General features: G+C 62.0%; 7 protein-coding genes. 1 reads left to right on the top strand and 6 read right to left on the bottom strand.

Going from position 1 to position 13,481, the window contains the following annotated elements:
* Positions 1–41 precede the first annotated feature (41 nt).
* Positions 42–1,298 (bottom strand): pyridoxal phosphate-dependent aminotransferase, encoded by a 1,257-nt coding sequence (locus C6382_RS04905; RefSeq protein ID WP_107023407.1) that lies wholly within the window; start codon positions 1,296–1,298, stop codon positions 42–44.
* Between the two features lie 321 nt (positions 1,299–1,619).
* On the opposite strand from C6382_RS04905, the gene C6382_RS04900 reads away from it, so the two are divergent.
* The gene (locus tag C6382_RS04900; protein WP_107023406.1) at positions 1,620–1,880 is read left to right on the top strand and encodes a DUF1652 domain-containing protein; all 261 of its coding nucleotides are present in this window, start codon (positions 1,620–1,622) and stop codon (positions 1,878–1,880) included.
* Between the two features lie 2 nt (positions 1,881–1,882).
* On the opposite strand, the gene C6382_RS04895 is transcribed toward C6382_RS04900, so the two are convergent.
* From C6382_RS04895 to C6382_RS04875, 5 genes are all read right to left on the bottom strand, one after another.
* On the bottom strand, positions 1,883–3,967 hold the full coding sequence (locus tag C6382_RS04895) for a bifunctional diguanylate cyclase/phosphodiesterase (protein WP_107023405.1): 2,085 nt from the start codon (positions 3,965–3,967) through the stop codon (positions 1,883–1,885).
* 296 nt (positions 3,968–4,263) lie between these two features.
* Complete coding sequence (locus C6382_RS04890) at positions 4,264–5,751, bottom strand: efflux transporter outer membrane subunit (RefSeq protein ID WP_107023404.1); 1,488 nt, start codon at positions 5,749–5,751, stop codon at positions 4,264–4,266.
* On the bottom strand, positions 5,748–8,855 hold the full coding sequence (locus C6382_RS04885; RefSeq protein ID WP_107023403.1) for an efflux RND transporter permease subunit: 3,108 nt from the start codon (positions 8,853–8,855) through the stop codon (positions 5,748–5,750). The genes C6382_RS04890 and C6382_RS04885 overlap by 4 nt, the downstream gene beginning before the upstream one ends.
* A complete protein-coding gene (locus C6382_RS04880; RefSeq protein ID WP_107023402.1) occupies positions 8,852–11,953 on the bottom strand; it encodes an MdtB/MuxB family multidrug efflux RND transporter permease subunit in 3,102 nt (1,033 codons plus the stop codon). Before C6382_RS04880 ends, C6382_RS04885 begins: the two co-directional genes overlap by 4 nt.
* Positions 11,950–13,233, bottom strand: coding sequence for an MdtA/MuxA family multidrug efflux RND transporter periplasmic adaptor subunit (locus C6382_RS04875; protein WP_107023401.1), 1,284 nt, complete (start codon positions 13,231–13,233; stop codon positions 11,950–11,952). The genes C6382_RS04880 and C6382_RS04875 overlap by 4 nt, the downstream gene beginning before the upstream one ends.
* Positions 13,234–13,481: the final 248 nt, after the last annotated feature.

Below are 13,481 nucleotides of genomic sequence, written 5' to 3'. Positions count from 1 at the left end.
CCGTTGGGATCGATTGAAGGCAATATCATGGCGTGGCCCATTCACTGGTAGGTTTTGTCTTCAACACCGCAATTCTGGGATTTACCGTCAACATAGCCGCTACGCTGATCAACTGAAAGCCGCCCCTCCAGCACTTGCACTGCGCACCGGGCAATGCGTTGACAGGCCTGCTCCAGGCGCTCACTGTCGAGCACCAGGCCAACCCGCAAGTGCCCTGCCGCACTGGGGCCGAAGGCATCACCGGCGAGTACCGCCACCCCGTGTTCCTCCAGCAGGCGCTCGGCAAAAGCCTGGGCCCCCAGGCCGGTAGCGCGAATATCAACCATCACGAACATCCCGCCGTCCGGCTTGTGCACGCTGATACCCGGGCAATCGGCGAGGCTGGCACACACCCGGTCTCGCCGCTCGCGGTAGGTATCACGCATCTGCGCCACTTGCGGTAGGTCCTGCTCCAAGGCCACTTGCGCGGCATCGAGAATGAAGTCCGGCAGGCCGTAGAGCATGCACAACGCCAGGTTGCTCAAGTGATCGCACAACGCCTGCGGAGCAATGACCCAACCGACCCGCCAGCCCGACATGGCGTGGGATTTGGACAAACTGTTGATGGTTGCACAGCGCGCAGCCATGCCCGGCAAGCTGGCCGGGCTGAAGTGCGTACCTTCATACAGCAGTTCGCTATAGACCTCATCGCAGATCAGCCACAGGTCATGCTCAATGCAGATCTGCGCCAGACGCTCCCAGGTGTGCCTGGGCAAGCTGGCCCCGGAAGGGTTGTGCGGGCTGTTGAGCAGCAATGCCCGGGTGCGCGGGGTCACTCGGGCGGCGACGTCGTCCGGGTCGACGCGAAAGCCTTGTTCGGGTCGCACCGGTACCGCCACTACCTTCGCCGCACAGGCGCCGAACACGGCCTCATAGGTGACATACATCGGCTCGGCGACAATCACCTCGTCACCGGCATCCAGCAGGCACTGGGCAACGCCATACAGCGCGCATTGCGCGCCGGCCAGCACGACCACTTCCTGCGGACCGACCCGCTGGCCAGTTTGACGCGTTTGCTGCCGGGCTATCGCCTGGCGCAAACCAAGGCTGCCGCGCACATCGGAGTAATGTGTCTTACCGGCACGCAGGCTGTCCACGGCGGCGTCGACAACAGGCTGCGGAGTATCGAAATCCGGGTCGCCGATCGACAGCAGGAAGATCTCGCGCCCCTGCCCCTGCAGTTCCAGCGCACGGTAATGGATGTTCCAGGCAGCAGCACCGTCACCGGCGATACGTTGGGTGAGCGTTGAATAACGCATGACGGTCTCCTTGACTGATCCCGGGGGTGCCATTGGTCCGAAAATCCCAGGCAAGCATCCCAGCCGACTGCCGGTAAAAATAGCAGAGTCCCAATGCCCGTAACGGGGAAATGTTGTCGGCAAACGTTTGCCGTTCCAGTCTTTGTTTTCAGGGGGTATTGCAGCCGCTAAAGGCCTGATCGCAAGAATCGTAAAACTGTCATGACTGCGGGCGGACATTCACGGTAGCGGTGCTATGTTTAGGTTTCTTGAACGTTCGCCAAGTCGTTAAGTACCACTTGCTCCGCTCGCCCTGTTGTTCACCCCTACATGGAGGCCGGAATGAACAAACTGACGTTTCCCAACGCCTGCCAGGTGATGCGCTGGTATTTTCATCCGCTGGGCTTCGAAGCCAGCATGGATGCACCGCGCAGTATGGTAGCTCGCCTGTTTGACCGGGCCACCGGTGAAACCTTGCTGGCCATCGCCGGGATTCCCTGTGCCACGTTGATGCCCGCTGCCGATGTCGAACGGATCATCGAAGCCGTCGAAGCCGAGCTCGACGCCTTCAAGCCCTCCGGTAACCTACGCGCCGCAGGCTGAGCTCAGCTGAACGCCAGTGACTGGCGTGCGCGCTCGATATCGACGATAAACTGCTCGGCCGGCAAAGGCTGGCCGAGCAGATAGCCTTGTAACGAGTCACAGCCCAGGCGGGTCAGAAAGTTCTGCTGGCGGTCGGTTTCCACCCCTTCAGCGACGATGCGCAAGCCCAGGGCCTGACCCAGCGCGACAATGGCCGAGACAATCGCGGCATCATCGCTGTCCTGCTCCAGGTCGCGGACGAAACCCCGGTCGATCTTCAACTCGTTGGCCGGCAAGCGCTTGAGGTACATCAGGCTCGAATAGCCGGTGCCGAAATCGTCGATGGACAGATCCACGCCCATGTCCGAAAGGCGCTGCAGCACGGCCATGCTCGCGTCGGCATCATGCATGGCGGTGGTTTCGGTGATTTCCAGGGTCAGGCTGTTGGCCGGCAACTGATGACGTTCCAGCACCTTGGCAACGCTCTCCACCAGCCCGCTGTGGCAGAACTGGATTGCCGAGAGGTTGACCGCTATTCGCCAGCCGCTGTAACCCTGATCAATCCAGGCGCGCATTTGCCGACAGGCTTCATCCAGCACCCACTCACCGATCGGAATGATCAGCCCGGTTTTCTCTGCCAAGCTAATGAAGCGATCCGGCAGCAGCAGGCCATGCTGCGGATGCTCCCAGCGCAACAGCGCTTCAGCACCGATGGGCTGGCAGTCCTGGGCATCGAACTTGGGTTGGTAGAACAGGCGAAACTGCTTTTGCTCCACGGCCAAACGCAAGTCCTGGAGCAGTTGCAGCTGCAGGCGCGCATTGCTGTTCATCGACACGTCGAAGAAACTGTAGCCGTTTTTGCCTGCGCTCTTGGCGTGATACATCGCCGCATCGGCGTTACGCAGCAGTTCATGCTGGTCGATGCCATTGCCCGGAAAGAGAACGATGCCGATGCTGGCCGAAATCTGCAGGTTCTGCTCCGCCACGCGGAAGGCACGGGAAATCAGGTTGACCTGCTTGGCAGCAACGCCCATAGCGTCGTCGGGTTCCTGCAGCTCCACCAGCAGGACGAATTCGTCACCACCGATACGGGCCAGGGTGTCCTGGCTGTGCAGATGACCGCGCAGGCGCAGCGCCACTTCCTTGAGCAGCAGATCGCCCATATGGTGGCCAAAGGCATCGTTGACCGGTTTGAAGCCATCCAGGTCGATAAACATCAGGGCGAAACAACCACCCTGCTCTGCCACCTTGTTGATAGCCTGGTCGATGCGATCGGCCAACAGCGTGCGGTTGGGCAAAGCGGTCAGGGTGTCGTGCAGGGCCAGTTGGGTCAGTTCCTGGTTGGCCCGGGTCAACGAGCGCGCCAGTTCCGCCGTGCGGGCTTCAAGGCGGGCGTCGAGCACCGAGGTCAGCAGCGCCACCGCCAACACCGCCAGGGTGGTGATCAGCACCAGGTAATCCAGGCCGTTGCCGCTCAAGCCAGTGCCCAACGCGCCACAGAAACTGCCTTCAGGGAAGTTGGCCGCCGCCATCGCGGTGTAGTGCATGCCGACAATCGCCACGCCCATCACCACCGCTGCGGCGCCACGGATCTGCCGGACATACAGGGTTTGCTGACGCAGGCGGAAGGCAATCCACAACGCTGCCGCCGAAGCACCCACGGCAATCAGCAACGACAGGCTGAACAGTAACGGGTCGTAGTCGATGCCCGGCTGCATCAGCAGCGCGGCCATGCCGGTGTAATGCATGCTGCTGATACCCGCGCCCATGATCAGCGCCCCCAGGCCCAACTGGGTCCAGGGCAGGCTCGGCTGGCTGACCAGCCACAAGGCAAATCCTGAAGACAGACCGGCGATCAACAGCGACAGCAAGGTCAGGGTCAGGTCGTAGCCCAATGGAATCGGCAAGCTGAAGGCGAGCATGCCGATGAAGTGCATCGACCAGATGCCGAAACCCATCGCCAGCGCGCCTCCGGTGATCCACAGGTACATCGCCCGGCTCTTGGCGGTGGCGATGCGTCCGGTCAGGTCAAGTGCAGTATAAGAGGCAAGAATGGCCACACAGAGCGAAATCAACACCAACGAAGAAGAGTAACTACCGATCAGCATTTGGCCTTCCACTACCCTTGGAACCGGGCACTGATGCGGCCCGGGAAAAGCCGATGATTGTACTCAACCTTTGGCGAAACGCACGGAGTTTTCAGTGGCATTTAGCAATGACGATGGCCTTAGAAGAATCCAGCGCTCAAGTTGAATATATTCTTATAAATCAACTAGATGCACAATTCTATTAATGTCGAACGTCATCTATCCATGCAATTTGCAACAATACGCTTCTAAAGCAACAGATGACATTGACAATGTAATTTAATCATTTGATTTTATTCATTTTTTCATAAAAATAATCAAGGCGACTCAGCAAACGCCGCTTGCGCATCCCATCCGCCACCCAGTGCCGCGATCAACTGTACGCTGGCCACCAGCCGCCCCTGCTGCAAGGTCAGTACGCTGCGTTCGTTGCTCAGCGCGGTAGTCTGTACGTTGACCACATCCAGGTAGGCGATCAGCCCCGCCTTATACTGGTTATTAGTCAGGCGCAGAGATTCGCGCGCCGCGTCCAGGGCTTCGCTGCGCACCTTGGCTTCATCCTCGTAGACGTCGAGCTGCACCAGGTAGTTTTCCACTTCCTTGAAGCCATCGAGCACCGCCTGACGGTATTGCGCCACGGTCTGGTCATAGACCGCTACGGTACGGTCGACTTCTGCCGAGCGCTGACCGCCGTCGAACAGGGTCATGGCCAGTTGCGGGCCTACCGACCAGAAGCGGTTGGGCAGACTGATCCAGTCGTTGAAGCTGCTACTGCTGTAGCCGCCGCTCATGCTCAGGGTCAGGTCGGGGAAGTACGCAGCACGGGCCACGCCAATGCTGGCGTTGGCCGACATCACCTTGCGCTCGGCCGAGGCAATGTCCGGGCGGCGCTCCAGCAGTTGCGAAGGCAAGGCCACAGGCACCTGGGGCAATGCCGGGATGTCTTTGCTGTCGGCCAGGGCAAAATCGGCCGGTGCTTTGCCAAGCAGCACAGCAATGGCGTTTTCCAGCTGAGCGCGCTGCCAGACCAGGTCGATCAGGTCGGCCTGGGTGCTTTTCAGCTGGGTTTGCGCCTGGGCCACCGCGTCCTTGCCAGACACCCCGGCGCGGTATTGGTTTTCGGTCATGGTCAGCGAGCGCTGATAGGCCTCGACCGTAGCTTCGAGCAGGCGTTTCTGCTCGTCCATCACCCGCAGTTGCAGGTAGTTCTGCACCAGCTCCGATTGCAGGCTCAGACGGATCGCCGCCATGTCGGCCAGGCTCGCCTCGGCGCTGGCTTGATTGGCGGCCAGGCCGTCACGCAGCTTGCCCCAAAGATCGGCCTCCCAGCTGACACCCAGGCTGGTGCTGTAAGTGTCGCGAATACCGCTGCTGGCGTTGCTCAGGCTCGAACTGGAACTGCCGGTGCCCTGGCTCGAGCGGGTCTTGCCGGCCTTCAGGTCCATACTGGGGAACAGCCCACCACGAGCGCTACGGACCAAGGCCTGGGCCTGGCGGTACTGGGCTTCGTACTGGGCTACAGTCTGGTTGCTGGCATTGAGCTGCTCGACCAGGTCATTGAGCTGAGCGTCGCCGTACAACTGCCACCAGGCGCCACGGGCCAAGGCGTCGGAAGGATTGGCCTGGGTCCAGCCGGCGGCGTGCTTGAACGCCACCGGTTCAGGCGCTTGCGGGCGCTGGTAGTCCGGGCTCAGGGTGCAGGCGCTGAGCATCGCCAGGCACAGGCTGGATGCCAGCAGGCGCGAGCCACGGGCACCCAGCAGTTGTTGCAGGGAGCGGTCGGAGAGAAACGGACGTCGGGTCATAGCGGAGTTTCCAAAGCAGCGTCGGTGCGCACGCCACGCCAGTGGTTGAAACGATGGCGCAAGCGGTCCAGATAGAGGTAAACCACCGGGGTGGTGTAAAGCGTGAGGACCTGGCTGAAGACCAGCCCGCCAATAATGGTCAAGCCCAACGGCTGGCGCATCTCCGAGCCCTCGGCATGGCTGAGCAGCAACGGCAAGGCGCCGAGAATGGCGGCAATGGTGGTCATCAGGATTGGCCGCAGACGCAGCAGGCAAGCACGGCGGATGGATTGTTCCGGGCTCAGCTGTTCTTGACGTTCCAGTTGCAAGGCCAGGTCGATCATCATGATGGCGTTCTTCTTCACCACGCCAATCAACAGGAACAGGCCGAGCAGGGAAATCAGGCTGAACTCGCTACCCACCACATACAAGGTAAGCAAGGCCCCTACCCCGGCCGACGGCAGGGTCGAGAGAATGGTCAGCGGGTGAATGTAACTCTCATAGAGAATCCCCAGCACCAGATACACCGCCAGCAACGCCCCGAGAATCATGAACGGCTGGCCTTTCTGGCTTTCGGCAAAGGCATCGCCGGTGCCACCCAGTTTGGCAATCACGTCCTCGGGCAGACCGACCCTGGCCACCGCCCGCTCGACCGCGGCCAGGGCCTGGTCCTGACTGTAGCCTTCGGCGATGTCGAAGTTGATGCTTTCAGAGGCGAACTGACCCTCGTGGCTGACCCGGTCATCGGCCAGGCTGTTTTCGTAGTGAGCGAAGGTTGCCAGCGGTACCCGGGCGCCGTCAGCGGTGATCACCTGGACCTGCTCCAGGCTACGCGGGTCCTGGGCGTATTTGGGGTTGATCTCCATCACCACCTGATACTGGTTCAGGCTGTCGTAGATGGTCGAAATCTGTCGCTGGCTATAGGCGTTGTTCAGCACCGAAGTGACCATGCTCATGTCGATACCCAGGCGCTTGGCCTGCTCGCGATCGACCACCAGGGTGACCTGCTGGGTGCCACCGCCTTCGCGGGCATCGATGGCGGTGAGCTCCGGCAGAGCTTTGAACGCCGCAACCACTTTCGGATACCACTCGCGCAAGGCGGACAGCTCGCTGCTCTGCAAGGTGTAGAGAAACTGCGAGGTGCTCTGGTCTCGGCCACCGCCGAACTGCAGGTCCTGGTCGGCCATGAGAAACAGGCGCCCGCCGGGCACCTTGGGCATTTCCTTGCGCAGGCGCTCGATGATCTTCTGCGCGGAGACCTTGCGTTCGCCGATCGGCTTGAGGCGCACCAGCACAACGGCGTTGTTGGTGCCGCTGTTGCCACCGATGAAGCCGGCGACACTTTCCACCGCTGGGTCCCTGAGCAGGGCCTGGCGGTAGATTTCCATCTTCGGCTGCATGACCTGGAACGACAGGCCATCGTCACCGCGGACAAAGCCCATTAACTGACCGGTGTCCTGCTGCGGCAGGAAAGTCTTGGGCACCACCACGTAGAGAGCAATGTTGACCGCGATGGTCACCAGCAGGCTGGCCAGGGTCAGGCCCCGATGGCGCAGGACCCAGTCGAGGCTGCGTCCATAGCTGGCCATCATGCGCAGGTGGAGTTGCTCGCTCCAGCGCTGCAGGCGTGTCTGCCCTTCCTGCGCCTGGGGCTTGAGCCAGCGTGCGCAAAGCATCGGCGTCAGCGTCAGGGAAACCACCAGCGAAACAATGATCGCCACCGCCAGAGTGATGGAGAACTCGCGGAACAACGAGCCGACGATACCGCCCATGAACAGGATCGAGACAAACACCACCACCAGCGACAGGTTCATCGACAACAGAGTGAAGCCGACTTCCTTGGACCCGAGGTAGGCGGCGCGCATCGGCGGCACGCCTTCGTCGATATGCCGGGAAATGTTCTCCAGCACCACAATGGCATCGTCCACCACCAGGCCGGTGGCGAGAATCAGCGCCATCAACGACATGTTGTTCAACGAGAAGCCACACAGGTACATGGCCGCGAAGGTGCCGACCAGCGACACCGGCACCGCCAGGGTCGGGATCAGCGAGGCACGCAGGTTGCCGAGGAACAGGAACACCACAAGGATCACCAGCACCACGGCGATGATCAGCGTGTGTTCGGCTTCCTTGAGGGTTGCCTTGATCACCGGCGAACGGTCCATGGCCACATCCAGCTTGACGCTGGCCGGCATCAGCGACTCCAGGGCCGGCAGTTGCTCCTTGATCTTGTTCACAGTCTCGATGATGTTGGCGCCAGTCTGGCGGTTGATCACCAGCAGCACTGCGTCCTGATCATTGAAGAAGCCACTGTTGTAGCGGTTCTCCACCGCATCGGTGACCTTGGCCACATGGCTCAGGCGCAGGACCGCACCGTCCTGGTAACGGATCACCAGCGGCTCGTAGTCCTTGGCCTTTTCCAGCTGGTCGTTGGCCTGCACCTGCCAGCTACGCTGAGGGTCTTCGATAAAACCCTTGGGCCGACGCTGGTTGGCATTGGCGATAGTCTGGCGCACATCGTCCAGCGCTACGCCGTACTGATTGAGCAATTGCGGCTCAAGTTCGATCCGCACCGCCGGCAGCGAGCTGCCGCCGATCTGCACCTCGCCTACCCCTGGCACCTGGGACAGGCTCTGCGACAAAATGGTCGAGGCCAGGTCGTAGAGCTGCCCCTTCTGCAGCACGCTGGAGGTCAGCGCCAGGACCATGATCGGCGCCTGGGACGGGTTGAACTTCTTGTAGGTCGGCATGCTGCGCATACCGCTGGGCAACAGGTTGCGCGAGGCATTGATCGCCGCCTGCACTTCGCGCGCGGCCGCATCGATATCACGCCCCTGGTCAAAGCCGAGAATCACCCGGGTCGAGCCCTGGCTGGAATTGCTGGTGAGCGTGGTGACCCCGGAAATCGCCCCCATAGAGCGCTCCAGCGGGGTCGCCACGGTTGCAGCCATCACCTCGGGGCTGGCCCCCGGCAAGTTGGCCTGAACCACAATTACCGGGAACTCGATCTGCGGCAGCGGCGCCACCGGCAACAGGCCGAAGCTGACACCACCCAGCAGCATGATCGCCAGGCTCAGGAGCATGGTCGCGACCGGGCGGCGGATAAAGGGGGCGGAGAGGTTCATGGCAGGTCCTGCACCGCAACGTCAGGCTGCGGGCGCAGGCGCCGCGCCAACCGGTCGAAGTACAAGTAGATGACCGGTGTGGTGAACAGCGTCAGCACCTGGCTGAGCAACAGCCCGCCAACCATCACCAGGCCCAGCGGCTGACGCAACTCGGCGCCGGAGCCGCTGGCGAGCATCAGCGGGATGGCGCCGAACAAGGCCGCCAGGGTGGTCATCAGGATCGGCCGGAAGCGCAGCAGCGCCGCTTGATAGATCGCCGCTTCCGGCGCCATGCCCTGGTTGCGTTCGGCCTCGAGGGCGAAGTCGATCATCATGATCGCGTTTTTCTTGACGATACCGATCAGCAGAATGATGCCGATGATGGCAATCATGCCCAGGTCGTTACCGGATAGAATCAGCGCCAGCAAGGCCCCCACCGCCGCCGATGGCAGGGTCGAGAGGATGGTCACCGGGTGGATGTAGCTCTCGTAGAGCACGCCAAGCACGATGTACATGGTCACCACCGCCGCCAGAATCAGCAGCAAGGTGCTCGACAGCGAGTTCTGGAACGCTTCGGCCGCGCCCTGAAAGCGAGTCTGCACGCCGACCGGCATGCCGATCTCCTGCTGCACCTGCTCGATCGCCTTGACCGCCTCACCGAGGGCCGCGCCTTCGCCCAGGTTGAACGACATCATCACCGCCGGGAACTGGCCGATATGGGCAATCGCCAACTGCGCCTGACGCTGCTCGATGCGCGCCAGGCTCGACAGCCGCACCTGGCCGCCATCGGTGGTTTTCACGTGGATCTGCTCGAGCACCTGCGGCCCCAGGCTGGAGGCGGCTTCGGCCTGTAGCACCACGCGGTACTGGCTGGCCTGGGTGTAGATGGTCGAGATCTGCCGCTGGCCGAAGGCGTCGTACAGCGCGTTGGTGATGTCGGCGACGTTGACACCCAGGCGACTGGCGGCATCACGGTCGATCACCAGGAACACCTGCAAACCCTTGTCCTGCAGGTCGCTGGCGACATCGGTGAGTTCCGGGCGCTGCTGCAGGGCATCGACCAGCTTGCCGCTCCACAGCGCCAGCAGTTCGGCGTCCGGGGACGACAGGCTGAACTGGTACTGGGTACGGCTGACCCGGTCTTCGATGCTCAGGTCTTGCACCGGTTGCATGAACAGGCGGATGCCGACCAGCTTGTCGACCTGCGGCTGCAGCCGGGCAATCACCTGCGCGGCGGTCAGGTCTCGCTCGCCATGGGGCTTGAGATTGATCAGCAGGCGGCCGCTGTTGAGCGTGGCATTGTCACCATCGACGCCAATGTAAGACGACAGGCTCTGTACCGCCGGATCCTGAAGGATCACTGCACTGAGCTGTTGCTGACGCTCACTCATGGCGGCAAAGGACACCGACTGCGGCGCTTCGGAAATACCCTGGATTACCCCGGTGTCCTGAGCCGGAAAGAAGCCCTTGGGCACCACCAGGTACAGCAGCACCGTCAGGACCAGGGTCGCCACGGCCACCAGCAGGGTCAGCGGCTGGCGCTTGAGTACCCACTGCAGGCCACGGCCATACCAGGCGATCATCCAGTCGATCCAGGCGCCGCTGGCGCGGTAGAAACGCCCTTGTTCTTGCTCGGTGGGCTCACGTTTGAGCAAGCGCGCGCACATCATCGGCGTCAAGGTCAGCGACACCACCAGGGAAATCAGGATCGCCACCGCCAGGGTGATGGCGAATTCTCGGAACAGGCGCCCTACCACATCGGCCATGAACAGCAGCGGGATCAACACCGCGATTAGCGAGAAGGTCAGCGAGATCAGGGTGAAGCCAATCTGCCGGGCACCCTTGAGCGCCGCTTGCATGGGGGGTTCGCCTTCTTCGATGTGCCGGGAAATGTTCTCCAGCATGACGATCGCATCATCCACCACAAAACCGGTGGCGATGGTCAGGGCCATCAGGGTCAGGTTGTTGATCGAAAACCCGGCCAGGTGCATCACTGCAAAGGTGCCGATCAACGACAGCGGTACGGCCACCGAAGGAATGAGGGTGGCGCTGAAGCGGCGCAGGAACACAAAGGTCACCATCACCACCAGGACGATAGCCAGCAGCAGCTCGTTGCGTACATCCTTGACCGAGGCGCGAATGGTCTGGGTGCGGTCGGTGAGTACACTGACATCAAGGCCGGCCGGCAGGTTGTCGGTGATCGACGGCAGCAGGGTCTTGATCCGGTCAACCACCTCGATAACGTTTGCGCCCGGCTGGCGCTGGATGTTCAGCAGTACCGCCTGGTTCTGGTTGGCCCAGGCCGCCAGGCGCTCGTTCTCGGCGCCGTCGACGATCTCGGCGACGTCCTTCAGGCGCAGCGGCGCGCCGTTGTTGTACGCCAGGATCAGGTTGGCGTATTCCTCGGGGGAACGCAGCTGGTCGTTGGCATCGAGCATCGACACCCGGGTCGGCCCGTCAAAGTTGCCCTTGGGCTGATTGACGTTGGACGCGCCGATCAGGGTGCGCACGTCCGCCAGGTTGAGCCCGGCGGAAGCCAGGGCATCAGGATTGACCTTGATCCGCACCGCCTGGCGCTGGCCACCGGCAATACTGACCATACCAACGCCGCTGATCTGCGCGATTTTTTGCGCCACGCGGGTGTCGACCAGATCGTTGAGCTTGGGCAGCGGCATGGTTTTCGACGAGATCGCCAGAGTCAGCACCGGGGTATCCGCCGGGTTGACCTTGTTGTACACCGGCGGTGCTGGCAGGTCGCTGGGCAGCAGGTTGCTGGCGGCGTTGATTGCCGCCTGGACTTGCTGCTCGGCGACATCCATGTTCATGTCCAGGCTAAAGCGCAAGGTCAGCACCGAGGCGCCACCGGAGCTGGTCGAGGCCATCTGGGTCAAACCCGGCATCTGCCCGAACTGACGCTCCAGCGGCGCGGTGACCGCGCTGGTCATCACCTGCGGGCTGGCGCCCGGATACAGGGTCATGACCCGAATAGTCGGGTAATCGACCTGCGGCAGAGCTGCCACTGGTAGCAAGGTGTAGGCGATCAGGCCAGCCAGAACAATGGCCAGCATGCTCAAGGTGGTCGCCACCGGGCGCAGGATGAACAGCCGCGAGAGGTTCATGCGCCGGCCTTGCCCTTACGGTCCGCGGCAGCGGCAGCATCGTTGTTGTCCTGACCCTGCAGATGTTGGCCGGGTGTCGCCGGGACTTGCGAGCGGTCGTTGACCACCTCCACTTCGCTGCCGTCACGCAAGCGGTCGGTACCTTCAAGCACCACCCGCTCACCTTTGGCCAGGCCTGCGGTGACCACGGTGTAGTCGCCGTTGCTGGCGCCGAGGGTGAGTTTACGGATGCGCACCTTGTTGTCGCCTTCCATGACATACACGAAGGAGCCGTCGGTGCCGAACTGAATGGCGGCCGAAGGCGCCAGCACCACGTTGGTCAAGGTGTCGGCCAGCAGGCGCACGTTGACGAACTGGTTGGGAAACAGCACTTCGTCCTGGTTCTCGAAGAGCGCTTTGAACTTCAGGGTGCCGGTGGTGGTGTCAATCTGGTTGTCGAGGCTACGCAGTACACCGACGGCCTGCTGCTTGAGGTCGCCGCGATCCCAGGCCTCGACCGGCAGCTTGGCGCCACTGCGGTAGCGGGCCAGCACAGTGTTGAGTTCCGACTCGGGCAAGGTAAAGGCCACAGTGATCGGTTGGGTCTGGGTAATCACCACCAGCGCCGTGGTGTCGTTAGCCGCCACCAGGTTGCCGACATCGAGCTGACGCAGGCCCAGGCGGCCGGTGATCGGTGCACGGATACGGGTGAATTCCAGGTTCAGCCTGGCATCGCCGACCGCCGCCTGATTGGTCTTGATGGTGCCCTGGTATTGGCCGACCAGCGCCACCTGCGTGTCGAGGGTCTGCTTGGCGATACTGTCTTCGGCGTACAGGCCTTTATAGCGTTCCAGGTCGATCTGGGCGTTTTTCAGCTGGGCCAGGTTCTGTGCCAGGGTGCCTTCGGCCTGCTGCAAGGCGATCTGGTAGCTGCGCGGGTCGATCTCGGCGAGCAGGTCACCGGCTTTGACCTTCTGCCCTTCCTGGAAGTTGACCTTGATCAGCTCGCCGCCTACCCGGCTGCGGACGTTGACGGTATTGGTCGCGGTCACCGTACCCAAGGCCTTGAGGTAGACCGGGAAGTCACCGACGGTAGCCGGCTCGACGCGCACCGGCACCGGCCCGGCAAAGGCCCCGAAGCCTGGTCGTCCGCCCTTGCCACCGGGTGCGCCAGCAGCCTTGTGCGGTGCTGGAGACGGCCACAGCCACCAGCACAGGCCGGCAACCAGCAGCAGGATCAGCAGGCCGACAAGCCAGCGACGAGGGGAACGGGAACGAGAAAGCATCGGTTGATCGACCATTGGACTGGAAAGAATTCTTTTGAGGAGGCTGAACGATAAGCACTGCAGCGGGATAAGCAAAGCGCCTTTACCGGCAATTTACCTTGAGCTTACGTTGCTAAGACAATGAACTGTAAATGAAAACGGCCTGGACTATGTCCAGGCCGTAACAATTGCTAACAGCATCATTGCAGAGGGGAGCCATTACCCCGGTGGGAGCGGGCTTGCCCCGCGATTGCGAGCGGTCAGTCACATCGCATCGCGGGGCA

The organism is Pseudomonas sp. BBP2017 (assembly GCF_003024385.1).
In the GTDB taxonomy this organism is placed as follows: Bacteria; Pseudomonadota; Gammaproteobacteria; order Pseudomonadales; family Pseudomonadaceae; genus Aquipseudomonas.
The sequence above is the reverse complement of the archived record's forward strand: the minus strand, read 5'-3'. Positions and strand labels throughout refer to the sequence as shown.